Source organism: Aliihoeflea sp. PC F10.4 (assembly GCF_054612275.1).
In genome coordinates, this window is the sequence record NZ_JBTSWH010000001.1 from 1,512,129 (window position 1) to 1,535,208 (window position 23,080).

The window sequence follows — 23,080 nt, forward strand, 5'->3', positions numbered from 1 at the left end:
TATCGGAGGCCACATTCGCATGAAAAAGATCGAAGCGATCATCAAGCCTTTCAAGCTCGATGAGGTGAAGGAAGCCCTTCAGGACGTGGGGCTGCAAGGCATCACCGTAACCGAAGCGAAAGGCTTTGGCCGACAAAAGGGGCACACCGAACTCTATCGGGGCGCGGAGTACGTCGTCGATTTCCTTCCCAAGGTGAAAATCGAAGTCGTTCTGGGCGACGATCAGGTGGAGCAGGCGATCGAGGCTATCCGCAAGGCGGCCCAGACGGGGCGAATCGGCGACGGAAAGATTTTCGTCTCCAGCGTCGAGGAAGTCGTACGTATCCGGACCGGGGAAACGGGCGTCGACGCGATATAGCGCGAAGAGCCCCTAAACTTTTTTACTGCCAACTACAGGGAAAAAATAAATGACCACAGCAAATGACATCCTGAAGCGGATCAAGGACGAGGACGTCAAATTCGTCGACCTGCGCTTTACCGACCCGAAGGGCAAGTGGCAGCACGTCACGATGGACGTCGTCGCCGTTGATGAAGACATGTTCGCCGACGGTGTCATGTTCGACGGATCGTCCATCGGTGGCTGGAAGGCCATCAATGAGTCCGACATGGTTCTCATGCCCGACACCGAAACGGCCCATATGGATCCGTTCTTCGCGCAGTCGACCATGGTCATCGTCTGCGACATTCTCGATCCGGTCTCCGGCGAGGCTTATAACCGCGATCCGCGCGGCACGGCCAAGAAGGCCGAGGCGTTCCTGCGTTCGGAAGGCATCGGCGACGAGGTTTTCGTTGGTCCGGAAGCCGAGTTCTTCGTCTTCGACGACGTCAAGTACAAGGCCGATCCGTACAACACCGGCTTCAAGCTCGATTCGACGGAATTGCCCTCGAACGACGATGCCGATTACGAGACCGGTAACCTCGGCCACCGCCCGCGCGTCAAGGGCGGCTACTTCCCGGTCCCGCCGATCGATTCGCTGCAGGACATGCGTTCCGAAATGCTTTCGGTTATGTCGGAAATGGGCGTCGTCGTTGAAAAGCATCACCATGAAGTTGCCGCAGCCCAGCACGAACTCGGTATCAAGTTCGACACGCTGACCCGCAACGCCGACAAGATGCAGATCTACAAATATGTGATCCATCAGGTTGCCAATGCTTACGGCAAGACGGCGACGTTCATGCCGAAGCCGATCTATGGCGATAACGGTTCGGGTATGCACGTTCACCAGTCGATCTGGAAGGGCGGCAAGCCGACCTTCGCAGGCAACGAATATGCCGGTTTGTCGGAAAGCTGCCTCTTCTACATCGGCGGCATCATCAAGCATGCCAAGGCGCTCAATGCCTTCACGAACCCGTCGACCAACTCCTACAAGCGTCTGGTTCCCGGCTTCGAAGCTCCTGTCCTGCTTGCCTATTCGGCACGCAACCGTTCGGCTTCCTGCCGTATTCCGTTCGGCAACTCGCCGAAGGCAAAGCGCGTGGAAGTTCGCTTCCCCGATCCGACGGCGAACCCGTATCTTGCTTTCGCCGCGATGCTGATGGCCGGCCTCGACGGTATCAAGAACAAGATCCATCCGGGCCAGGCGATGGACAAGGATCTTTACGATCTGCCGCCGAAGGAGCTGAAGAAGATCCCGACCGTGTGTGCGTCGCTGCGCGAAGCGCTCCAGTCGCTCGACAAGGATCGCGGCTTCCTGAAGGCCGGCGGCGTCTTCGACGACGACCAGATCGACGCCTATATCGAGTTGAAGATGGCCGAGGTTCTGCGTTTCGAAATGACGCCGCACCCGATCGAGTTCGACATGTACTACTCGGTCTGATCCGGATCGGATATCTAAGGAAAAGGGCGGCTTCGAGCCGCCCTTTTTTAATGCCGTTTGATCAGTTCCAGCTGCGATGTCGCTGGGCGATGGTCGTCAGAACCGCTTCGGCACCGATATCGCCCGCCGGTCTTTCCGTGTGGAGCCGCTGCGCGATGATGTCGAAGCCGTGCAATTGCGTCGAACGTGCCGGTGTTGCCGCCCAGATCTGCTCTATCGCGCGCGCCAGAAAGGCGGGCCGCACATACTCGTTGTAATATTCAGGAACCACCGGCCAGTCCGCGATCAGGTTGGGCAGTGACGCGGACCACACCGTCACGTATCGCATCAATGCGCGCCAAAACGCATCCGTTTTGTAGCAGGCAAGGAGGGGAACACGCGCAAGCGCCAGTTCAAGTGTGACGGTTCCCGAAGCCGCAAGCGCCGCGTCAGCGCGCCCGAATGCAGCGTATTTCTCGTTTGCATCGACATGAACGCGCGTTGGAACCGGCCATTCGGCAATCGCCTCGTGGACGAGCGCGGCTACCTTTGGCACCGTTGCAATGTCGATTTCGAACCGGTTGCCCCGTGCCGCGAGTTCCCTGATCGTTTCACCAAAGGGACCGATCAGGCTTTTAACCTCGGAACGGCGCGATCCGGGAAGGAGCAGAAGCGATTTCACGCCCCATGACGGTTCTCCCCGTGTCATCTGCGCAGCCGCCGCTTGTTGAAGCCCCGCGTCACGCGTCAGGCGATGTCCAACGAAGGTGCCGTCCGGCCCACCCAGACGTTGCAACTCCGCCGGCTCGAACGGCAGCAGGCAAAGCACATGATCGACATATGGCTTCATCTCGGCCGCCCGTCCGGGGCGCCAGGCCCAGACGCTTGGACACACATAATGAACGGTCGGCACGTCCGGCAGGATCGCGCGCACCTTGCGTGCGACGCGCAACGAGAATTCGGGACTGTCGATCGTAATGAGGCAATCGGGCCGCTCCGCAGCGATCGAGCGTGCGGTCTGATTGAGGCGACCAATTAGCCGAGGCAGATCGCGCAGCACTGCCGTTACGCCCATGAGAGCGATTTGCGATGCATCGAACAGGGAGTGCAGCCCCCTCGCCTCCAGATGCCGCCCGCCGACACCGACGAGTTCGATCGGCCGGCCCGTATGCTTCGCGATGGCGTCAATGAGATCGAGCCCGAGCAAATCGCCGGACTCTTCCCCCGCCACGATGGCGATCTTCAATGGCTGCATCGTCAAGCGTCGCCTTCCATGCCGTAGATGAAGAGTCCACGCTGCTTTGCGCGATCCATCGTCGATGCGCAATCGAGAATGAAGGCACGGTTTGCATCGATCGCGATACCTGTCAGACCGGCCGCAAATGCGGCCTCGACCGTATCGGGGCCGATGGCCGGCAGGTCAGCCCGCAATTCCTGTCCGGGCTTCGCGCATTTGACCAGCACACCGCCTGTGCGCCCTGCGAGTCGACCGTGACCGCGCATGGCAGCAACGCGCTCCAGCAGGCCCTCCGTTCCCTCGATCCCTTCCAGCGCGATCGCGCGGCCCCCGATCGCGATCGCAGCCTGCCCGATATCGAGCGCGCCGATTGCGCGTGCCGCTTCAGCAGCGGCGCGTATATCGCGCATCTCGTTTTTACCCGGCGCGGCGCCAACGATTGTCCCTGCCCCGGCCAGAAGATCGGGAACGATTTCATGCGCACCGACGACCTTTATGCCATGGGCTTCCAGATGTCCGATGATCGTGCGCAAGAGCACATCGTCTCCCGAGCTCAGCGCTTTCGCCAGATGCGGGAGCAGGCCGAGCAACGACCATGTCCAGATCACATTTCGCAGTGCGGGACGGCGCGCGACACCGCCCGCCATGATCAGCCGGCCGACATTCGCCGACTTCAGGAGTGGAATGAGCGTGCCGAAATCTTCAAGCCGCACATGAACGTGCTCATGATCGCGATAAATGGCAAGATCGTCCGCCTCTCCATCTATCAGAACCAGATAAGGGCTTATGTCCTGACGGCCGAGACTTTCGAGAATTTCGACCGGCAGACGACCGCTGCCGACGATCAGACCGAGGCGTCCTGCCTCACTCGTCTTCATCGACGCCGACGCCGCGGTCGGCTGGCATTGTGAAATGCCGCTTTCCACTCACTTGCAGGAAAGACAGGATATCGGCGACCGCTGCCGAGCCGGCATATTGCTCCGCTGCCAGCGGGATCATATCGGACAGCGGCCGACCGGAGGAAAACAGGAGCTTGTACGCTGCGCGCAACGCCAGAAGGTCGGCGCGCGAATAGCCGGATCGTTTGATCCCGATGACGTTCAATCCCCGCAGTTTTGCGCGGTCACCGGTCACCATACCATAGGGAATGACGTCCCGCTCCACGCCGGACAGACCGCCGATAAACGCGTGGTGTCCAATGCGCACGAACTGGTGCACGGCCGACAGTCCGCCGAACGTGACGAAATCGCCCACTTCGCAGTGACCGCCGAGGACCGCACCATTCGCCATGGTGACATTGTCGCCGATGACGCAATCATGTGCGACGTGCGACTGTGCCATGAAGTAACCATTCGATCCGATGGTCGTCGCACCGGTCGAACTGTCCGTGCCGACGTTGAACGTCACGCCTTCGCGGATAAGGCAGTTGGCGCCGACGCTCAATGTCGTCCGACCGCCTTTGTGGCGCACGCTTTGCGGCGCGCCACCGAGGACGGCGTTCGGAAAAATACGGCACTCGGCTCCGATGGTCGTTGCTCCGAGCACCGTGACATGGCCGACCATGTTCACGCGGTCGCCGATCACAGTTTCCGGGCCGATGTGGCAGAAAGGGCCGATGTGGACGCCGACACCAAGTTTGGCGCCCGGCTCTACCACTGCGGCCGGATGAATGAATGTTTCGCCCTGCATTGCGTCAGCCCTGCTTGGGCGACATCATCGCTGAAATCTCGGCTTCCGCGACCTTTGCGCCTTCAACCTTCGCCTCGCAGGCAAATCGCCAGATATTGCCGCGCTGCTTAAGCTTTCTGACGTGAAGCTCCAGCCTGTCGCCCGGAACGACCGGCTTGCGGAATTTCGCGCCGTCGATGGTCATGAAATAGACGAGCGGTGGTGCAGACCCGCCGGCATTGTGGGCGCAGATCGCACCGGCCGTCTGGGCCATAGCCTCGACGATGAGGACGCCCGGCATCACCGGCTGTTCGGGGAAATGGCCGGTGAAATGCGGCTCGTTCATCGTGACGTTCTTGATGCCAACCGCCGACTCGTCGCCCTGAATTTCGACGATCCGGTCGATCAGCAGAAAGGGATAGCGATGTGGCAGCAGCTTCAACAGGTCCTGAACATTCAACCTGTCGAGCGTCGTCATAGCGGTTTCAGTCATCGTCGCCTTCCCTGATCTTGCGTGAGCCGGAAACGAGTTTTCGGATATAGGTGACTTCGCGGAAAAAATCCTTCATCGGCTGGGCAGGCATGCCGCCCCACCGCCCGCCATCGGGAACGTCGTGCATGACGCCGCTTGCGGCGGCTACGGCAGCGCCCGATCCGATCGTGACGTGATCGGCAAGTCCAACACGCCCGCCCAGCATGACGTAGTCGCCGAGTGTTACGGAGCCGGACAGTCCGCTATGGCCTGCAATGACACAGCCCCGACCAATCCTTACGTTATGAGCGATCTGGACCAGATTATCGATCTTCGTGCCTTCGCCGATAACCGTGTCGGATAGCGCGCCGCGATCGATGGTCGTATTTGCGCCGATCTCGACATCGTCCTGGATGATCACACGGCCGATCTGCGGCATCTTTTCAGGCCCACGCGGGCCTGTGACGAAGCCAAAACCGTCCTGGCCGATCTGCGCGCCGCCATAAACGAACACGCGGTTGCCAAGTAGTGCATACTGCACCGTCGCGTTTGGGCCGATATAGCAGTCGCGGCCGACGCGGCAATTTCGTCCGATGACGGCGTTCGAAGCAATGACCGTACCGGAACCGATTTCCGCCCCTGCGCCGATGACGGCTCCCGGCTCGATTATGGCACCGGTTTCGACCTTGGCGGACGGGTCGACATAGGCCCGGTCCGAAATGCCCGTTTCTGATGTAAGCGGCGCAGGCCGAACGGCCGTTGGGAACAGCAAGCGACCCACGGTCGCAAAAGCGTATTGCGGCTTCTTTGAAATCAGAACGGCGATGCCGGACGGAGCCTGGTCGGCAATATCGACCGTGCACAAAACTGCGGTCGCCTTGAGCCCGGCCATGTGATGTGCGTTGCGCTTACCATCGACAAAGACCAGTGCTCCCTCGCCCGCGTCGGTGAGAGAGGTGATACGTTCAACCGGCGTTTGCGCATAAGCGGCATTGGCGAGATCGGCACCTGTCAGTGCCGCGATCTCGCCAACCGTGAAGGTTTTTGCCGGCTCAAAGAAGAGCGGATCAGTCATTCATGCCTGCACTTTCGGGGCGTTTTGCGCCCCGAAAGCTCTAAAGTCCCTAGAAACGCGTGGACATGCCGAAGCTGAAGTTCTGGACGTCGTCCGAATCTTCCTTGGCAACCGGCACTGCGTAATCGACACGGATCGGACCGAAGGGCGAGGCCCACATCAGGCCGACGCCGACCGAAGCGCGCAGAGCCGACGCGTCACCGAGCACGTTGAAGTCAGGCCCACCACTGCGGTTCTCCGTAACCGAATTCGGCACACCGTAAAGCGTTGCCGCATCCGCAAAAACGGCGCCACGGAAACCGAGGCTCTCCGGAATGCCCGGGATCGGGAACTGCGCTTCAGCCGATGCGTGGAAATAGGTCGTGCCGCCGATATGGTCGATCCGGCCGTTATCAGCAAGCGAGTAAGCACCCATGCCATTGAAGTCGAAGCCGCGAATGATGCGGTCGTTCGAACGGAACAGGTCGAACACACGAAGGCCGTCATCGCCGAAGCCTTCGACATGGCCTGCGCCACCGGTCAGGACGCCGACGAGATCGAGTTCTTCGGACAGCGTATGATAGTAGCTGCCGCGCGCGGTAAATTTCACCCACTGCGCGTCGCCACCAAGACCAGCGACTTCAGTCGTGAAGGTCGAGTAGATGCCGCTGCGCGGGTTCTGCATGTTGTCGATCGTGTTGAACACGAGGCCGGCACTGACCGAGGACTTGCGCCATGGGCTTTGATTGACGATCGCATCCTGCAGGATCGGCGAGATGTTCAACGCGCAGTCTGGGGGCAGAACACCGCCGATCGGCTCACAGCCATTGCGGAAGTCGTATTCTTCCTGCGTGTAGTTATACGCGAACTGCGTGCTCAGCGCCTCCGTGATCGGCAGACCGAAACGGATCGTGCCGCCGGTCGCTTCGCTCTCGTAATTGTCGAAGCGGCGCGTGTTGCGGAAGATATCAAAGCCCGCAGAAATGCGGCGTCCAAGGAAGTAAGGCTCGGTGAAGGACAGCGCGATGTCGCGCGAGTCACGACCGCCACCTGCTGAAAGACGGATGAACTGACCACGGCCGAGGAAATTGCGCTCCTGAACCGATCCTTCCAGCGAGAAGCCGGCACCACGGTTGTTCGTCTCACCGGTCGAGTAACCGGCACCGATGGAGAACTCACCCGTCGGCTTCTCGACGACCTCGACGATCATCACGACCTGATCGGGCTGCGAGCCCGGAGCCGTTGCGATGTTCACGGTTTCGAAGTAGTCGAGGCGTTCGATGCGGCGGCGCGCGCGCTGGACGAGAACCTGATTGAAGGCGTCGCCCTCGCTCAGATCGAATTCGCGTCGGATGACATAATCGCGCGTTCGCGTGTTGCCACGGATTTCGATGCGTTCGATGTAGGCGCGCGGACCTTCGTCGATCACATAGGTGACGTCGATCGTGCGGTTTTCGAAGTTGCGGTTGCCGCGCGGGGTGACCTGCGCAAACGCATAACCGGAGCCTGCCACGTCTTCCGTCAGACCGACAATGGAGGTTTCGACGTTCTGGGCGCTGTAGACGCGACCTTCACGTGTGTCGAGGCTGCGCTGATACGCTTCAGTTTCGACACCTGGAACGGTGCTCTCGACGGCGATGTTGCCGAACGTATAGCGCTCGCCTTCGTCGATCGTGAAGACGATCGAATATTCGTTCGTCTGCTCGTTCAACTGGCCGTCGGCCGACAGGATGCGGAAATCGGCGTAGCCGCGATTGAAGTAGAAGCGACGGAGCGCTTCTTCGTCGGCGCGCAGGCGATTGTCGTCATAGATGTCGTTGCGCGTCAGCCAGGACAGGAAGTTCGACTGTTTGGTCGCGATGATGTCGCGCAGACGGCCGTCGCTGAACGCTTCGTTGCCTTCGAACGTGATCGATCCGATCTTCGTGCGGCCGCCCTCGTCGATCTGATAGACGACGTTGAGGCGATTCTCGCCCAAGTCGACGGTCTGCGCCGTCACGGTCGTGTTTTCACGGCCGACCCGCGCATAAGCCTGACGGATCGCCTCCATGTCGGAGTTCATCGCATCCGCGGAATAGGCGCCGCGCGGACGAAGCTGGACTGCGGCGGTCAGCGCATCGTCCTTGACGCGCCGGTTGCCCTGGAAAATCACCTGATTGACGATCGAATATTCCGAGACCTCGACAACCAGTGTCGAACCGCTCTGATTGATCCGTACGTCGGAGAACAGGCGCGTCTCGAAAAGGCGAACGACAGCCGCATTGATGTCTGCGTTGCTGAACTGCTGACCGGGCTGGATGCCAAGGTTGCCGATGATGGTCTCGTTACTGACGCGCTGGTTGCCACGCACCTCGATCCTGTTCACGACGGCGGCGTAGGCCGAATTCGTCGCAGCCAGTTGAGCCGTTACCGATCCGGTTACGACGATCGCTGCAGAAAGTGCAATCGCCGACGCGGCGCTCTTGAAACTCGAAGCTGCCTTCATTTGGCTTACAAACCTTTGTTCTCGTTGTCCCCGTGCCGAGAATGGACCGGACTAGCCGCAAAACTCCGTACGGTATTAACCGGATTTTCCCTACAAGCAAGGCTGCCGGTTAATTTGCATTTACTAAGTCCGAAAGCGTGGCATTCGCGTCACGCCAATCGTCCCGCATGGTAAATGGAGTTTGAATTTCGCCGGATTTGCGATCCTGGCGGTCCTCAGCATCCAAAAATATCGTTCCAGAAAACGAACGCCATGAAGGCGAGCACCGCAAGCATCCCGACCTTGTAGAAACCCTCCATCACGCGTTCGGAAACCGGGCGGCCCCGAACGGCTTCAGCGGCATAGAAGACCAAATGCCCCCCGTCCAGTGGGGGGATGGGAAGAAGGTTGAGAAAACCTATCCCGACCGACAAAAGCGCGATGAGCTGGACGAGCCACATCGGCCCCAGCGCAGCGGCCTGCCCCGACATTTCCGCGATGCGTACCGGTCCGCCAAGCTGGCACCTGTCCTCGCGCCCGGCAACGAATCGCTGGAGAAACTGTCCCGTGCGGGCGATGATATAGCCGGTTTCGCTCACGGCCTCACCGAGCGCCTCGATCGGTCCATAGCTGATCTGGCGAGGCTGGCCGAGCTCTTCGTTGTTGACGACGCCGATGATGCCGATGCGAATCGTGTTGCCGAGCCCGTCGGTCTGTTCCGACAGTTCCGGCGTTGCCGTCAGTTCGATCTCCTGACCGTTCCGTAGCATGACGAAGCGCAGCGGATCGCCCGCGCGAGCCGATACCACACGCTGCACGTCGCCGAAGGTCGCGATCCGCGATCCATTGACGGTCACGAACCTGTCTCCGGGCTCAAAGCCGGCTTCGGCGGCTGGGGTGTCCGGGCGTACCTCCGCCACGATGGGTTCGGAAACGAACCGGCCATAGATGGCGAACATCACGGCAAAGACGGCGATAGTCAGCAGAAAATTGAAAAGGGGTCCCGCAACGACGGTAGCCGCGCGCTTCCAGACAGGCTGCGTATGGAAGGCGACGCGCTGCTCGGCCTCGGTCAGTCGTTCCGTTTCGTCGGATCTCGGCTCGCTCGTCACGCTCATGTCGCCGACGAACTTCACGTAGCCGCCAAGCGGGATCGCCGAAAGCTTCCAGCGCGTGCCGTGCCTGTCCTTGAAGCCGAAGATTTCGGGGCCGAAACCGATGGAAAACGCCTGCACACCGATTCCACACCACCGCCCGACGAGATAGTGACCCATCTCGTGAACGAACACGACCACGGCGAGCACAAGAAAGAACGGCACGAGCGTGCCAAGGATAAGCCCGCCCGATCCGAATATACCCGCCAGGAAATCCACTGCGTTGCCCCTCGAATGTCGTGTGCCGCAATTGCCTGAAGGTCAATCGCGGCGTTTCAGTGATCTCTCGATCGCTATCAGAAAAACGCCAATGCCGGCGCGTCGGAATCGGCGAGAATCACACCGATGACATAAAGGACGACGCTTGCCGCAACCAGACCGTCGACGCGATCCATCACACCACCGTGACCTGGAATGATGTGACTTGAATCTTTCACCTGAAAACGGCGCTTGAGCCACGATTCGAACAGGTCACCCACCTGCGACACGGCAGACAGTAGAATGATCAGCAGGATCAGCCCCGTCAGCGGCAGCCGCGTATCCATCCCCAATGCCGCCGCAAGTCCAAGGATCAGCGCCGCAAGTGTTCCACCGCAGGCGCCGCTCCATGTCTTTCCCGGCGAGATCGCAGGCGCGAGCTTCGGGCCTCCAACGGCTCGCCCGACGAAATAGGCGAGGATGTCGGTCGCCCAGACCACGACGAACAGGAAGACGACCGTCTTGAACCCGGGAAGACCCGTGTCACGAAGAAGGACCAGAGACAGCCCCGCAATGCCGGAATAAAGGAGACCGGCCGCACTCCAGCGCGACGAGCCCAGCGCTCCAGCCGCCATTGCCGAGAGAGCCGCGAGCGCCACGACGATGGCAAAACCGGTGGCAGCGCCCGGCAGCGCCAGTATGACCATGCAAATCGCGACGACCAAGCCTACGGAAAGCTGCTGGTCCGTAGTCGAGATGTAAGCCTTGGCCATTTGCAGCCATTCGTAGAAAACCGCCGCGACGATCGCTACGCACAGGAATCGAAAGGCAAGTCCGCCGATCCATGTTGCAATCAACGCAACAACGATCATCACGAGCGCCGAGACGATCCGCAATCGCAGTTCTTTGGTCAGAAACGCGCCGCCTGTCCCCGTCACGTCACGGCCTCGCGTGCGGCAACCGCACCGAAACGGCGATCCCGGTCTGCATAGATTGCCAGAGCGCGATCGAGTTGCGTGCGATCGAAGTCCGGCCAGTAGCACGGCAGGAATACGAATTCCGAATAAGCCGCCTGCCACAGCAGGAAGTTCGACAAACGCTGTTCGCCACTGGTACGGATGATGAGATCGGGATCGGGAATGTCTGCCGTATCCAGCGCCCCCGAAAGCATTTCCGGAGTAATGGAACCGGGGTCCAAACGATTGTCCGCAGCCAGCTTCGCCAGATGCCGCGTCGCACGGACGATCTCGTCTCTTGCGCCGTAGTTGAACGCAATGACTAGATTCATCTTGCTGTTCGCGCGCGTCAGCGCCTCGGCATCCGTGATGAGGCCGAGGATGTCCGGTGCGAGCGTATCGCGATTGCCGATCATGCGAACGCGCACGCCATTACGGTGAAGCTGTGCCAGATCGCGCCGGATGAAAAGCTTCAGCAACCCCATGAGATCGCTGATCTCGGATGCCGGACGCGACCAATTCTCAGACGAGAAAGCGTAGATGGTCAGCCAGTTCGCGCCGCTATTGCCGACATTTTGGACCGTCTGCCGCAAGGCTTCGACGCCCGCCCGATGGCCGGCACTACGCGGCAGGCCGCGCGACTGCGCCCAGCGCCCATTGCCGTCCATGATGATTGCGATATGTGCGGGACCGGTCACCAACCCTCCAATCGACATATGCGAGCGGTCAGGGCCGACCCTAGACCTGCATGATCTCCGCTTCCTTTTCAGAAAGCAACGCATCGATCTGCTTGATCGTCTCATCGGTCAGCTTCTGGACGCGTTCGGACTGAACCTTGGAATCATCCTGGCTGATAGCGCCGTCTTTTTCGGCCTTCTTGGCGATTTCCATGCCATCGCGTCGCACGTGGCGCACGGCGACCTTCGCCTGCTCGGTGTACTGATGCGCGATCTTGACGAGGTCGCGGCGGCGTTCCTCGTTGAGCTCGGGCAGCGGAATGCGCAAGTTCGAGCCGTCCACGATGGGGTTGAGGCCGAGATTGGATTCGCGGATCGCGCGGTCGACGGCACCGACGAGTTGCTTGTCCCAGATGGAGACGGCCAGCATGCGCGATTCGGGAACGGTCACGGTTGCGACCTGGTTGATCGGCATCGGCGCGCCATAGGCCTGCACCATCACCGGATCGAGGAGGTTGCTGGAGGCACGCCCTGTGCGAAGCGATGCGAGATCGTTCTTGAACGCCGAAATCGCCCCATCCATCCTGCGCTGCAGATCCTTGAAGTCCACGCCTTCGCTCATCGTCATCTCCTCATTCCGGCACGCCGGTCAGTCTTGTTTTTCAGGAATGCCCTGTTCGTCAGGCGTCGGCAACAATCGTGCAACGCCCTTCTCCGCGCAAAATGGCACCGAGGCCACCCTGTTCGTGAATTGAGTAGACGATTATCGGAATGTGGTTCTCACGCGCAAGCGCAATCGCGGCGGTATCCATGATTGCAAGGCCCTTTACGAGCACTTCCTCATGCGTGATCGTCTCGTACCGGGTTGCGGTCGGGTCTTTCTTGGGATCGGCGGAATAGACGCCGTCAACCTGCGTGCCCTTCAAAAGCGCATGTGCGCCGATTTCGGCAGCGCGAAGCGCCGCAGCGGAATCCGTGGTGAAGAATGGATTGCCCGTGCCGCCGGCGAAGATCACGACCTTACCCTGATCCATGTAGGCCGTCGCCTGGCGCTGTGAGAAGCTCTCGCACAGTTCAGGCATGGCGATCGCAGACAGCACCACCGCATCGACGCCGAGCTTGATCAGCGACGTGCGCAGCGCAAGCGAGTTAATCACGGTGGCGAGCATGCCCATATGGTCGCCCGTCACCCGATCCCCACCCTTGGAGGCGACGGCGACGCCGCGGAAAATGTTGCCGCCACCGATTACGACACCTACTTCGACGCCCATCGAGCGTGCTTCAGCGATATCCGATGCGATCTGGTCGGCGACCGAGACGTCGATACCGAATCCCTGGGTGCCCATCAGCGCTTCGCCCGAAGCCTTGAGAAGGATGCGCTTGTATTTCGGTGCGTTCATGAATCTCTCGCATGATGGGTCTGAAAGGCGCATGTCAGATACACGAAAGGGCACCGCCATGCGATGCCCTTCCATGTTTTTTCGCTGCGAGAAGCGGGGATTACTTTTTGACGGCAGCGGCCACTTCGGCAGCGAAGTCCGTCTCTTCCTTCTCGATGCCCTCACCGAGCGCAAAGCGAACGAAGCCGGTCAGCTTGGCAGGCGCGCCGATTTCCTTTTCGGCATCGGCCAGCGCCTTTTCGACCGTCACGTCAGGATTCATGACGAAGCCCTGCTTCAAAAGGACGACTTCCTCGTAGAACTTGCGCATGCGGCCTTCGACCATCTTCTCGATGATATTTTCCGGCTTGCCCGACTGGCGGGCCTGCTCGGAGAAGACAGCCTTTTCACGCTCGACGGCGGACGCATCGACTTCCTCGGCGGTCAGCGCCAGCGGGTTCGTCGCGGCGACATGCATGGCGACCTGACGCGCGAAAGCGCGGGCAGCGTCCGCATTGCCGGTCGTCTCAATGGCGACGAGAACGCCAAGCTTGCCGAGGTTGTCGGCGACCGAGTTGTGCACATAGCTGGCAACCGCACCGTTCGATACGGAAAGCTTCTGCGCACGGCGAAGATTCATGTTCTCGCCGATCGTGCCGATCGCGTCCTTGATCGTGTCGGTGACCGACTTCTCGCCACCCGGATAGGTCGCTGCGCCCACGGCTTCCGTCGAGCCATCGGTCGTCAGCGCCACTTCGGCGATCTTGCGAACGATATCCTGAAAGGCGTCGTTACGCGCGACGAAGTCGGTTTCGGAGTTGATTTCGACGACGACAGCGCTCGTCGCATCGGCAGCAACGCCGATCAGGCCTTCGGCGGCCGTGCGGCCTGCCTTCTTGTCAGCCTTGGCAATGCCCTTGGCGCGCAGCCAATCGACGGCGGCCTCGATGTCGCCATTGGTTTCGGCCAGCGCGGCCTTGCAGTCCATCATGCCCGCGCCCGTCATGTCACGGAGCTGTTTGACCAGTGCAGCAGAAATGCTCATCGTCGCCTCTTCAATTTCATCAATTCATAAAATGGCGCGGCGCACCGTGGAGAATTCCAGGTGCGCCGTTCGCCTCGTCCGGTCAGCGGACGGCTTAGCTGGCCTTGCCTTCTTCGGCAGGTGTCTCGTCGAGGGCCGGCTCGACCGGCGCTTCGGCCGAAGCGCCGACGTCCACGCCCATGGCGCCCTGCTGGCGCGCGATGCCGTCGATGGCGGCCTTCGCGATCAGGTCGCAGTAGAAGGAGATGGCGCGCGCGGCGTCGTCATTGCCCGGGATCGGGTAGTCGACCTTGTCCGGATCGCAGTTCGAATCGATGATCGCGACGACCGGGATACCGAGACGGCGTGCTTCCTGAATGGCGATCGCTTCCTTGTTGGTGTCGATCACGAACATCAGGTCCGGGGTCGAGCCCATGTCCTTGATGCCGCCAAGTGCGCGGTTGAGCTTCTCGCGCTCGCGGTCGAGCGTCAGGCGCTCCTTCTTGGTGAAGCCCTGTGCTTCGCCGGCGAGCAGTTCATCGAGCTTGCGCAGACGCTGGATCGAGTTCGAAATCGTCTTCCAGTTGGTGAGCATGCCGCCCAGCCAACGCGAATTAACGTAATACTGAGCCGAACGCTCGGCAGCGTCCGCTACGATCTCGGACGCCTGGCGCTTGGTGCCGACGAACAGAACGCGGCCGCCACGGGCGACGGTGTCCGACACGACCTTCAGCGCTTGGTTCAGAAGCGGAACCGTCTGCGACAGATCGATGATGTGGATGTTGTTGCGGGCGCCAAAAATATAAGGTGCCATTTTCGGGTTCCAGCGGTGCGTCTGGTGACCGAAGTGAACACCAGCTTCAAGAAGTTGGCGCATGCTGAAATCAGGCGTAGCCATCGTTATTTTCCTTTTCCGGTTGGCCTCCACGGATGTCAGGCGGAAAACCGCCACCGGAGGTCGCGCCGGATTTCTCCCGACGCCAACCCATCACCCGTGTGTGGAATGGCCGCGCATATAGCGGCAATGGATCGAGGATGCAACCCGGCGGAGCGATACGTCGCTGCGACCTATTCGTCGCAATCCTGCGGCGCGTCAAAAATCTCGAGATCGACGAGTTGGCCCTGGATGGAGAAGTCGCCGTAATCCATCGTCAGGTCGCGCGTGATTCCGCTTTCGTAGAGCTTGAACGAAATGCGGTAAGTCGGCGTCCCCTCACCGACCGATTCGCTCAGATCGAAATAGGCTATATCCACGGGCCAGAACTCTTCGGCCTCGATCGGCGCGATCGCATCGCGCTCGGGATCGTTCTCCGTCGCCGCTGTCTTCTGGCCGAGAATGACTGTGGTCGTCAGCACCTTGTCGCCATCTTCAGAGCCGTCATAGATCGTCGTCTCGTAGAAATTCTCGCCGCTCTTGGCCTTTTCGAGAACCTCAAGCAGATGCTGATTGGGAAATTGGGACCGCTCAAGCTCGTATTCGACGGGCTCGGGCTGTTCCATGACCACTTGCGTTTCCGTCTCGGTCATTTCGGCAGAGCCGCGCACTTCCTTGTCGAGATTGGTGTCGACGAAAGAGCGCGTGACGAATGTGTATTCGGAACCGTCGCCAGCTTCGAACGTGGTCGTTTGCTGGTCCGTCGTGCGAACCATCTCGCTCGCCTCGATTCGCGTGACGAAGCGGAACGTCACCGTATATCCGTCGCACACCGATCCGTTGAACTCGTAGACCATGCGCCCCGAAAGTCCCGTAACACCCGAACTGTCCGTTGCGTCGGCGAGCCCCAGATCATAAACCGCACGGTGCGGAAGAAGTGGCGTGGCCGAGACCGCGACTGGCAGGAACGGCAGCGTGCAGCTTGCCAGGATCGCAAGGCGTGGCAGGGACATCCGGTTCTCCCGATTGGGTGCGAGCGTGATACGCGGGCACCTGAATGCGTTTTCATGGCAGAAGCGAGGCGATTGTTCTGCCGCCATCTTCCAGCGACAAGGATCACAGGATGACCGATACAATCAATAGCCGCCTTGAAAAGCTTGGCATTTCGTTGCCGCAGGCCGCCGCGCCCGCCGCCAACTATCTTCCCTTTACGGTAAGTGGCGACATGCTTTTCACATCCGGCCAGTTGCCGCTGAAGGATGGTGCATTGGTCGCCAAGGGCCGGGTCGGCGGCTCACTCGACGTCGCGACCGCACAGGAAGCGGCGCGTTATTGCGCGATCAACGTTCTGGCGCAGGCCAAGGCGGCGCTCGGCGACCTTGAAAGGATCGCGCGCGTGGTGAAGATCACCGTGTTCGTCGCTTCGGAGCCCGATTTCACCGAACAGCATCTCGTCGCCAACGGCGCGTCGAATCTTCTGGTCGAGGTTCTGGGCGAAGCCGGCAAACACGCCCGCTCTGCCGTCGGCGTCGCGTCGCTGCCGCTCGATGCGGCGGTCGAAGTCGAAGCGATCTTCGAAATCATAAAGAACTGACATGACAAACATAGACTGGCTTACCAAGCGCCCAATCGCGCATCGGGGGTTCCACGACCTCAACAAGACCCGCTGGGAGAATACGCTTTCGGCATTTCGCGCCGCGATCGACCACGACTACGCAATCGAGTGCGACGTACATCTGTCATCAGACGGCGTGCCGGTGGTCTTTCACGATGACGATCTGAAGCGCCTTGCCGGTATGGAAGGATCGATTTTCGAAAAGACTGCCGCGGAAATGGCTGCCGTGAAGATCGGCGGCACGGACGACCATGCGCCGACAGTGAAGGAGGTGCTCGATCTCGTTGCCGGTCGGGTACCGCTGGTCATCGAACTGAAGGGCATCGAGGGCAAGGACGAGGGGCTTGTCGCGGCTGTCGCCGCTCTCCTGGGCGATTATTCCGGCCCCGCAGCCATCATGTCGTTCGATCACTGGCTGATCCGCCAATTTGCCACGCATGCACCGGGCATCCCGGCGGGGCTGACCGCCCATGGCAACAAGCCGGAAGAACTGGAAGCACATTTTTCCATGCTCGCGCATCCGATCTCGTTCGTCTCGTGGGGCGTGCATGATCTGCCGAGCCCGTTCGTCGCCTTCGTCCGCGATGAGCTTTCGATGCCCGTCATCACATGGACGGTACGAAATGAAGAATCGCGACAGGTGACGCAGCTCTACGCCGATCAGATGACTTTCGAGGGCTTCGATCCGGACGGTCACGGAACGCTCTGACCCTTGCAACAGCCATCCCGGCACGTATCTAAACCTAAAGGTTTGCGGGTCGGGATGTCTGGTCGATGAATGAAAATGAAGCCGGGTTCGTCATCCGCGTTATGGACGGGATGACCGGCATTTCGCGCGAGGAATGGGACAGGCTTTCCGGTACCGCCAGCGCTTCCGCTCAACCATACAATCCGTTTCTTTCCCATGCCTTTTTGTCTGCGCTGGAAGACAGCGGGTGTGTCGGTGGCCGAACCGGTTGGCTGCCGCAGCATCTCGCGCTCCAATCACCGGATGGCTTTTTGATCGGCGCGGCGCCCTGCTATCTCAAATCCCACAGTCAGGGCGAATATGTCTTCGATCATGGCTGGGCAGATGCGTTCGAACGCGCCGGCGGCCATTATTATCCCAAGCTCCAGGTTTCGGTGCCTTTCACGCCGGCAACCGGTTCGCGCCTGCTGGTCGATGCCGATCTGGACGCTTCTCCGATTCAGGCAGCGCTTGCCGAAGGACTGAAAACGCTCAACGAGCGGTTGGGCACCTCTTCGGCCCATGTCACCTTCGCCCCGGAATCGGAAGCGGAACTTTTGGTGGATGCCGGTTATCTGCACCGCACCGATACACAATTCCATTTTCGCAACGAGGGATATGGCAGCTACGAGGATTTCCTCGACACGCTTGCCTCGCGCAAACGAAAGTCCCTTCGACGGGAGCGGCGCGAGGCGCTCGAGAACGGCATCACGATCGACCGCCTCACGGGCGCTGACCTGACCGAGGCCGTTTGGGACGATTTTTTCCAGTTTTACAGCGATACGGGCAATCGCAAATGGGGCCGTCCCTATCTCAACCGGCAGTTCTTCTCGCTCGTCGGCGAACGCATGGCCAACGACATTCTGCTCGTCATGGCGAAGCGTGACGGTCGGTACATCGCCGGTGCGATCAACTTCATCGGCAGCGACCGGCTGTTCGGGCGCAACTGGGGCTGCATCGAGCACCATCCCTTTTTGCATTTCGAGGTCTGCTATCATCAGGCGATCGATTTCGCCATCGAGCGCAAGCTATCAGTCGTCGAAGCGGGCGCGCAGGGCGAGCACAAGCTGGCGCGCGGCTACGTTCCCGTCACCACGCATTCTGCGCACTGGATCGCGCATCCGGGCCTTCGCCGCGCCGTCGCGGACTATCTTGAACGCGAGCGACGGGACGTCGAGGAGATCGGCGAATATCTGACCGAGCACGCTCCCTTCAAAAAGGGATGAGGCCAGCCTGTTGCGTTCGGCCCCATCCATTCACTATGCAGGCTGATTATCCACCGAGGGAGTGCCCGATGCCCGCTGCTTATGACGATACGAATGTCTTCGCCAAAATCCTCCGAGGCGAGCTTCCCGCCGAAAAGCTTTACGAGGATGAGGCGACGTTTGCATTCATGGACATCATGCCGCGCGGCGAAGGTCACTGTCTGGTGATTCCGAAGCAGCCGGCCCGCAACATCCTCGATGTCGACGCGAAAAGCCTCTCCGCCGTTATCGCGACCGTCCAGAAGCTGGCGCATGCGGTCGTAAAGGCATTCGATGCGGATGGTGCCTCCATTGCACAGTTCAATGAAGCGGCTGGCGGACAGGTCGTGTTCCATCTGCATTTCCATGTGATCCCTCGCTTCGAGGGCGTGGACCTGAAGCCGCATAGCGGCGACATGGAAAAGCCGGAAGTTCTGGCAGCCAACGCCGAAAAGATCCGGGCAGCACTCGATCAGCTATAGGTCGCCAGAACCATTCCGGACAGAAGTACGATTTCCGTTACGACGATACCGACGAGCACGTTTTTCTTGAACCAGAGGAAGGCGGCGAAGCCAGTCGCCGCGGAAAACACGCGTAGGCCGATCGTGGTTTCGGCAAGCGGCCCTGCGGGAAACACGATCAGATTGGCGATGACGGCCGCGACGAGCGCGGTCGCCACGCAACGGACGAGCACCAGAAGATCGGACTCTTCGGAAATGCGGCCACCCAGATAGACACCCAAAAATCGCCAGCTATCCGTTGCGAGCCAGCCCGCAATCAGGATGAAAAGATATGGCCACCACCAGGCGTCGATCCAGGTGAACGTCACGACGTGCCCTTTCTCGCGATGAAGCGATGATAGGCATAGCCGAGACCACCGCCTGCTACTCCGGTCGCCAGAAGGCTGAAGTCCGGTATGACCAGATGGAACATCGGTCCCATGACAAGGCCCAGAACCATGGCCACATGCCCTGCCCGCTCACGCGCCGATGCCCAGAGCGACGTAAGAAAATAGATCGGCGTCAGCATGAAGAGAGCCGCCGAGATGATCGGGGGAAGATCGTCCGCGACCATGAAGACGACCGCGACGACGAGCATATTCAGGAGGACGAGCGATGAGCCGACGCCGGCATACCAACTCGTTCGGAAATCGCGCGGGACGCTGCGTACGTGTTCGAGAGCGATCACCCATGAGGTGACGGCAACGAAATGGGAAAGAACGTAGAGCGTCAGATTTCGTGTGCGCGGGCCGCGTAGTTCAGGCACGAGAACGACGACCATCGGAGCCAGACGCACGGATGAAAGCGCAACCGCGAAAGCGGCGGCAGCCAGACCGTTTCCGGCAAGCACCGCGCCGATCAGGACGACCTTGGCCGGCAGCGCCCAGACAACGGCGGTCATGAAAACCGCCTGGCCCATCGTGAAGCCGGCCTCGACGGCCAGCGCGCCGAAGCCGACGAAGCTGCTGGCAAGGATGACTGCAGGAATCGAGATGATCGCCCGGCAACCGCGCAAATACCACAGCAGGCGTTCCTGCGCGGTCGGCGGTGATGAGATATCGGCTTGTGCGGAATCGTTCTCGTCTGGCATTTGACGGCTGACTACCATGCCGTGACGATCGTTGCGATGTTAAAAAACCGGCGCCTCTCGGCGCCGGTTTTTGTCAAGATTTAGTTCTTGCGCGGAAGCTGCGGGACGCTGGCGCGTTTGCCGCCTTTGTCCGAAGTGGCTCCGGCCCCGACTGCCGCCGGCACCTTCTTGGCCTTTTTCGCGGCAGGCTTCTTGCTCTTAACCGCCTGTTCGGGCTGTTCCTTCTTCGGCTTGACCGGAGTGTCGTCGGCCAGGCTTTCGAGAACGATCTTCTTCGCGCCGTCGACCTCCTCGACGAGAACGCGGACCGTGCCGCCCTTCTTGAGTTTGCCGAAGAGCACTTCTTCCGCAAGCGGCTTCTTGATGTGCTCCTGGATGACGCGGCCGAGTGGACGCGCGCCCATGCGCTCGTCATAGCCCTTGTCGGCCAGCCACTCGATCGCCTCAGGCGTCAGTTCGAATGTCACGCGGCGCTCAGCAAGCTGGGCTTCGAGCTGCATGACGAACTTCTGCACGACCTGATGGATGACCGGAACCGGCAGCGAGCCGAACGGGATGATCGCATCGAGACGATTGCGGAACTCAGGCGAAAACAGGCGATTGATCGCCTCCATGTCGTCGCCTTCCCGCTTGGTCGAACCGAAACCGATTGCCGGCTTGGCCATGTCCGACGCACCCGCATTGGTCGTCATGATCAGGATCACATTACGAAAATCGATCTTCTTTCCGTTGTGGTCTGTCAGCGAGCCATGATCCATCACTTGCAACAGGATGTTGAACAGGTCCGGGTGCGCCTTCTCGATCTCATCGAGCAGGAGGACACAGTGCGGATGCTGGTCGACGCCGTCGGTGAGCAACCCGCCCTGGTCGAAGCCGACATAGCCGGGAGGCGCGCCGATCAGGCGTGAGACAGTATGGCGCTCCATATATTCCGACATGTCGAAGCGCAGGAGTTCGACGCCGAGCGAAGCGGCAAGCTGCTTGGCGACCTCCGTCTTGCCGACGCCCGTCGGACCTGAGAACAGGTAGGAACCGATCGGCTTGTCCGGCTCACGAAGGCCGGCACGCGCCAGCTTGATCGAAGACGACAAGGCGGTTATCGCCGTATCCTGGCCATAGACGACGCGCTTCAGTTCGTCCTCAAGCGTCGCCAGCACCTTCTCGTCATCTGCCGAGACGGTCTTCGGCGGGATACGCGCCATGGTCGCGATCGTGTTCTCGATCTCCCTCACGCTGATCGTCTTCTTGCGCTTGTTTTCGGGCAGAAGCATTTGCGAAGCGCCGGTCTCGTCGACGACATCGATCGCCTTATCGGGAAGCTTGCGGTCGGAGATGTAGCGAGCGGACAGTTCCACCGCGGCCTTGATCGCCTCGTTGGTGTATTTGACCTTGTGGAAGTCCTCAAAATACGGCTTCAGGCCCTTCATGATCGAGATCGCGTCCTCGATCGTGGGTTCCTTGACGTCGATCTTCTGGAAGCGGCGAACGAGCGCCCTGTCCTTTTCGAAGAACTGGCGGAACTCTTTATAGGTGGTCGAGCCGATGCAGCGAATCGCACCAGAGGACAGCGCCGGCTTCAAAAGGTTCGACGCATCCATCGCGCCACCCGATGTGGCACCCGCACCGATGACGGTGTGAATCTCGTCGATGAACAGCACCGCGCCCGGATAATCCTCGAGCTCCTTGACGACCTGCTTCAGACGCTCTTCGAAATCGCCGCGATAGCGCGTGCCGGCCAGAAGCGAGCCCATATCAAGCGAAAAGATCGTCGCATCGAGCAACACTTCAGGAACGTCGCCCTCAACGATGCGCTTTGCAAGCCCTTCGGCGATCGCCGTCTTGCCGACACCCGGATCACCCACATAAAGCGGGTTGTTCTTGGAACGGCGGCACAGGACCTGAATGGTCCGATTGATCTCTTCGGTGCGCCCGATCAGCGGGTCGATCTTGCCGGTCTTGGCCTTCTCGTTGAGATTGACGCAATAGGCGGTCAGCGCGTCCTGCTGCTTCTTCTTGGCACCTTCCTCATTCTCAGCGGCGGGGCTGGCCGCCTCTTCTTCTGCGCCGCGCGCCGCGCGCGTTTCGGAAGCACCGGGACGTTTGGCTATGCCGTGGCTGATATAATTCACCGCGTCGTAGCGGGTCATCTGCTGTTCCTGCAGGAAATAAGCCGCATGGCTTTCCCGCTCGGCAAAAATCGCGACGAGCACGTTCGCACCTGACACTTCTTCGCGCCCCGACGACTGGACATGGATCACCGCGCGCTGGATGACCCGCTGGAAACCGGCGGTGGGCTTGGAATCCTCGTCATAACCGGTGACGAGATTGTCGAGTTCGGTGTCGATGTAAGAAAGCACGGTCTGCTTGAGTTCGTCGATATCGACATTGCAGGCGCGCATGACAGCCGCTGCGTCGCCGTCATCGATCAGCGCCAGAAGCAGATGCTCCAGCGTCGCGTATTCGTGGTGCCGTTCATTGGCGAAAGTGAGCGCCTGATGCAGCGCCCGTTCGAGGCCTTGGGAAAATGCCGGCATTCAATACCTCATTTCTTTTCCATCACGCATTGCAGCGGATGCTGGTGCTGTCGGGCGAAGTCCATGACTTGCGTCACTTTGGTTTCGGCGACCTCGAAAGTATAGACGCCGCATTCGCCGACACCGTGGTTATGGACGTGAAGCATGATGCGGGTCGCAGCGTCGCGATCCTTCTGGAAAAAGCGTTCGAGCACATGAACGACGAACTCCATCGGGGTGTAGTCGTCGTTCAGGATCAGCACGCGGTAAAGGCTGGGCTTCTTGGTCTTCGCCTTGGTGCGGGTGATGACAGCCGTTCCGCGGCCGTTGCCACCGTTCTCGTTGTCGCCTGCCTGCGCCTTTGGCGCATTGCTGCCGAATTTGCTGCTCGTCACTCGCCTTTCCACTCCATCCACTCCCGCCTCGGAAGCGTCATGT

General features: G+C 60.3%; 24 protein-coding genes. 6 read left to right on the top strand and 18 right to left on the bottom strand.

Annotated elements, in window-relative coordinates; translation table 11 throughout:
* Positions 1 to 19: 19 nt before the first annotated feature.
* On the top strand, positions 20 to 358 hold the full coding sequence (locus ACX82Z_RS07550; RefSeq protein WP_459587715.1) for a P-II family nitrogen regulator: 339 nt from the start codon (positions 20 to 22) through the stop codon (positions 356 to 358).
* Between the two features lie 49 nt (positions 359 to 407).
* Positions 408 to 1,817: a type I glutamate--ammonia ligase gene (glnA, locus tag ACX82Z_RS07555; RefSeq protein ID WP_459587716.1), complete on the top strand. Its 1,410-nt coding sequence runs from the start codon at positions 408 to 410 to the stop codon at positions 1,815 to 1,817.
* 61 nt (positions 1,818 to 1,878) lie between these two features.
* On the opposite strand, the gene ACX82Z_RS07560 is transcribed toward glnA, so the two are convergent.
* From ACX82Z_RS07560 to ACX82Z_RS07625, 14 genes are all read right to left on the bottom strand, one after another.
* Positions 1,879 to 3,051, bottom strand: a complete 1,173-nt coding sequence (locus ACX82Z_RS07560; protein ID WP_459911664.1) for a lipid-A-disaccharide synthase — start codon at positions 3,049 to 3,051, stop codon at positions 1,879 to 1,881.
* 2 nt (positions 3,052 to 3,053) lie between these two features.
* Complete coding sequence (locus ACX82Z_RS07565) at positions 3,054 to 3,911, bottom strand: LpxI family protein (RefSeq protein WP_459587718.1); 858 nt, start codon at positions 3,909 to 3,911, stop codon at positions 3,054 to 3,056.
* Complete coding sequence (gene lpxA / locus ACX82Z_RS07570) at positions 3,898 to 4,722, bottom strand: acyl-ACP--UDP-N-acetylglucosamine O-acyltransferase (protein ID WP_459587720.1); 825 nt, start codon at positions 4,720 to 4,722, stop codon at positions 3,898 to 3,900. The genes ACX82Z_RS07565 and lpxA overlap by 14 nt, the downstream gene beginning before the upstream one ends.
* Positions 4,723 to 4,726: 4 nt before the next feature.
* The gene (fabZ, locus tag ACX82Z_RS07575; protein ID WP_459587722.1) at positions 4,727 to 5,194 is read right to left on the bottom strand and encodes a 3-hydroxyacyl-ACP dehydratase FabZ; all 468 of its coding nucleotides are present in this window, start codon (positions 5,192 to 5,194) and stop codon (positions 4,727 to 4,729) included.
* Positions 5,187 to 6,248: a UDP-3-O-(3-hydroxymyristoyl)glucosamine N-acyltransferase gene (lpxD, locus tag ACX82Z_RS07580; protein WP_459587723.1), complete on the bottom strand. Its 1,062-nt coding sequence runs from the start codon at positions 6,246 to 6,248 to the stop codon at positions 5,187 to 5,189. Before lpxD ends, fabZ begins: the two co-directional genes overlap by 8 nt.
* A 49-nt stretch (positions 6,249 to 6,297) precedes the next feature.
* On the bottom strand, positions 6,298 to 8,712 hold the full coding sequence (bamA, locus tag ACX82Z_RS07585) for an outer membrane protein assembly factor BamA (RefSeq protein ID WP_459587725.1): 2,415 nt from the start codon (positions 8,710 to 8,712) through the stop codon (positions 6,298 to 6,300).
* Between the two features lie 215 nt (positions 8,713 to 8,927).
* A complete protein-coding gene (gene rseP / locus ACX82Z_RS07590) occupies positions 8,928 to 10,064 on the bottom strand; it encodes an RIP metalloprotease RseP (RefSeq protein WP_459587727.1) in 1,137 nt (378 codons plus the stop codon).
* Between the two features lie 77 nt (positions 10,065 to 10,141).
* Positions 10,142 to 10,981 carry a phosphatidate cytidylyltransferase gene (locus tag ACX82Z_RS07595; protein ID WP_459587728.1) on the bottom strand — a complete coding sequence of 280 codons (840 nt, stop codon included), beginning with the start codon at positions 10,979 to 10,981 and terminating at the stop codon, positions 10,142 to 10,144.
* Positions 10,978 to 11,697, bottom strand: coding sequence for an isoprenyl transferase (locus ACX82Z_RS07600; RefSeq protein WP_459587730.1), 720 nt, complete (start codon positions 11,695 to 11,697; stop codon positions 10,978 to 10,980). The genes ACX82Z_RS07595 and ACX82Z_RS07600 overlap by 4 nt, the downstream gene beginning before the upstream one ends.
* Positions 11,698 to 11,737: 40 nt before the next feature.
* On the bottom strand, positions 11,738 to 12,298 hold the full coding sequence (gene frr / locus ACX82Z_RS07605) for a ribosome recycling factor (RefSeq protein ID WP_459587732.1): 561 nt from the start codon (positions 12,296 to 12,298) through the stop codon (positions 11,738 to 11,740).
* A gap of 58 nt (positions 12,299 to 12,356) precedes the next feature.
* A complete protein-coding gene (pyrH, locus tag ACX82Z_RS07610; RefSeq protein ID WP_459587734.1) occupies positions 12,357 to 13,076 on the bottom strand; it encodes a UMP kinase in 720 nt (239 codons plus the stop codon).
* A gap of 100 nt (positions 13,077 to 13,176) precedes the next feature.
* The gene (gene tsf, locus ACX82Z_RS07615) at positions 13,177 to 14,100 is read right to left on the bottom strand and encodes a translation elongation factor Ts (protein WP_459587736.1); all 924 of its coding nucleotides are present in this window, start codon (positions 14,098 to 14,100) and stop codon (positions 13,177 to 13,179) included.
* A 94-nt stretch (positions 14,101 to 14,194) separates the two neighbouring features.
* A complete protein-coding gene (gene rpsB / locus ACX82Z_RS07620) occupies positions 14,195 to 14,977 on the bottom strand; it encodes a 30S ribosomal protein S2 (RefSeq protein ID WP_029660070.1) in 783 nt (260 codons plus the stop codon).
* 170 nt (positions 14,978 to 15,147) lie between these two features.
* On the bottom strand, positions 15,148 to 15,966 hold the full coding sequence (locus ACX82Z_RS07625; RefSeq protein WP_459587738.1) for a cell envelope integrity EipB family protein: 819 nt from the start codon (positions 15,964 to 15,966) through the stop codon (positions 15,148 to 15,150).
* Positions 15,967 to 16,076: 110 nt separating this feature from the next.
* On the opposite strand from ACX82Z_RS07625, the gene ACX82Z_RS07630 reads away from it, so the two are divergent.
* The 4 genes from ACX82Z_RS07630 (at position 16,077) to ACX82Z_RS07645 (ending at position 19,021) form a co-directional block, all read left to right on the top strand.
* Positions 16,077 to 16,547 carry a RidA family protein gene (locus ACX82Z_RS07630; protein WP_459587740.1) on the top strand — a complete coding sequence of 157 codons (471 nt, stop codon included), beginning with the start codon at positions 16,077 to 16,079 and terminating at the stop codon, positions 16,545 to 16,547.
* A 1-nt stretch (position 16,548) separates the two neighbouring features.
* A complete protein-coding gene (locus tag ACX82Z_RS07635) occupies positions 16,549 to 17,277 on the top strand; it encodes a glycerophosphodiester phosphodiesterase (protein WP_459587741.1) in 729 nt (242 codons plus the stop codon).
* 65 nt (positions 17,278 to 17,342) lie between these two features.
* Positions 17,343 to 18,521, top strand: coding sequence for a GNAT family N-acetyltransferase (locus tag ACX82Z_RS07640; protein WP_459587743.1), 1,179 nt, complete (start codon positions 17,343 to 17,345; stop codon positions 18,519 to 18,521).
* A 68-nt stretch (positions 18,522 to 18,589) separates the two neighbouring features.
* Positions 18,590 to 19,021: an HIT family protein gene (locus ACX82Z_RS07645; protein WP_459587745.1), complete on the top strand. Its 432-nt coding sequence runs from the start codon at positions 18,590 to 18,592 to the stop codon at positions 19,019 to 19,021.
* On the opposite strand, the gene ACX82Z_RS07650 is transcribed toward ACX82Z_RS07645, so the two are convergent.
* From ACX82Z_RS07650 to clpS, 4 genes are all read right to left on the bottom strand, one after another.
* Positions 19,012 to 19,368, bottom strand: coding sequence for an AzlD domain-containing protein (locus ACX82Z_RS07650; protein ID WP_459587746.1), 357 nt, complete (start codon positions 19,366 to 19,368; stop codon positions 19,012 to 19,014). The genes ACX82Z_RS07645 and ACX82Z_RS07650 overlap by 10 nt on opposite strands.
* On the bottom strand, positions 19,365 to 20,147 hold the full coding sequence (locus ACX82Z_RS07655) for an AzlC family ABC transporter permease (protein WP_459587747.1): 783 nt from the start codon (positions 20,145 to 20,147) through the stop codon (positions 19,365 to 19,367). The genes ACX82Z_RS07650 and ACX82Z_RS07655 overlap by 4 nt, the downstream gene beginning before the upstream one ends.
* 62 nt (positions 20,148 to 20,209) lie before the next feature.
* The gene (gene clpA, locus ACX82Z_RS07660; RefSeq protein WP_459587749.1) at positions 20,210 to 22,663 is read right to left on the bottom strand and encodes an ATP-dependent Clp protease ATP-binding subunit ClpA; all 2,454 of its coding nucleotides are present in this window, start codon (positions 22,661 to 22,663) and stop codon (positions 20,210 to 20,212) included.
* A gap of 8 nt (positions 22,664 to 22,671) precedes the next feature.
* Entirely contained in the window at positions 22,672 to 22,950 is a 279-nt protein-coding gene (gene clpS / locus ACX82Z_RS07665) for an ATP-dependent Clp protease adapter ClpS (RefSeq protein ID WP_459911666.1), read from the bottom strand.
* Positions 22,951 to 23,080 lie beyond the last annotated feature (130 nt).

Excerpts from the sequence above, each read along its gene's own strand:
- fabZ (WP_459587722.1), bottom strand. The coding sequence starts at position 5,194 with ATGACTGAAACCGCTATGACGACGCTCGACAGGTTGAATGTTCAGGAC.
- clpA (WP_459587749.1), bottom strand. The coding sequence starts at position 22,663 with ATGCCGGCATTTTCCCAAGGCCTCGAACGGGCGCTGCATCAGGCGCTC.
- lpxA (WP_459587720.1), bottom strand. The coding sequence starts at position 4,722 with ATGCAGGGCGAAACATTCATTCATCCGGCCGCAGTGGTAGAGCCGGGC.
- ACX82Z_RS07645 (WP_459587745.1), top strand. The coding sequence starts at position 18,590 with ATGCCCGCTGCTTATGACGATACGAATGTCTTCGCCAAAATCCTCCGA.
- glnA (WP_459587716.1), top strand. The coding sequence starts at position 408 with ATGACCACAGCAAATGACATCCTGAAGCGGATCAAGGACGAGGACGTC.
- ACX82Z_RS07625 (WP_459587738.1), bottom strand. The coding sequence starts at position 15,966 with ATGTCCCTGCCACGCCTTGCGATCCTGGCAAGCTGCACGCTGCCGTTC.
- ACX82Z_RS07560 (WP_459911664.1), bottom strand. The coding sequence starts at position 3,051 with ATGCAGCCATTGAAGATCGCCATCGTGGCGGGGGAAGAGTCCGGCGAT.
- tsf (WP_459587736.1), bottom strand. The coding sequence starts at position 14,100 with ATGAGCATTTCTGCTGCACTGGTCAAACAGCTCCGTGACATGACGGGC.
- ACX82Z_RS07635 (WP_459587741.1), top strand. The coding sequence starts at position 16,549 with ATGACAAACATAGACTGGCTTACCAAGCGCCCAATCGCGCATCGGGGG.
- rpsB (WP_029660070.1), bottom strand. The coding sequence starts at position 14,977 with ATGGCTACGCCTGATTTCAGCATGCGCCAACTTCTTGAAGCTGGTGTT.
- frr (WP_459587732.1), bottom strand. The coding sequence starts at position 12,298 with ATGAGCGAAGGCGTGGACTTCAAGGATCTGCAGCGCAGGATGGATGGG.
- lpxD (WP_459587723.1), bottom strand. The coding sequence starts at position 6,248 with ATGACTGATCCGCTCTTCTTTGAGCCGGCAAAAACCTTCACGGTTGGC.
- ACX82Z_RS07630 (WP_459587740.1), top strand. The coding sequence starts at position 16,077 with ATGACCGATACAATCAATAGCCGCCTTGAAAAGCTTGGCATTTCGTTG.
- ACX82Z_RS07550 (WP_459587715.1), top strand. The coding sequence starts at position 20 with ATGAAAAAGATCGAAGCGATCATCAAGCCTTTCAAGCTCGATGAGGTG.
- bamA (WP_459587725.1), bottom strand. The coding sequence starts at position 8,712 with ATGAAGGCAGCTTCGAGTTTCAAGAGCGCCGCGTCGGCGATTGCACTT.
- pyrH (WP_459587734.1), bottom strand. The coding sequence starts at position 13,076 with ATGAACGCACCGAAATACAAGCGCATCCTTCTCAAGGCTTCGGGCGAA.
- ACX82Z_RS07640 (WP_459587743.1), top strand. The coding sequence starts at position 17,343 with ATGAATGAAAATGAAGCCGGGTTCGTCATCCGCGTTATGGACGGGATG.
- ACX82Z_RS07565 (WP_459587718.1), bottom strand. The coding sequence starts at position 3,911 with ATGAAGACGAGTGAGGCAGGACGCCTCGGTCTGATCGTCGGCAGCGGT.
- ACX82Z_RS07655 (WP_459587747.1), bottom strand. The coding sequence starts at position 20,147 with ATGGTAGTCAGCCGTCAAATGCCAGACGAGAACGATTCCGCACAAGCC.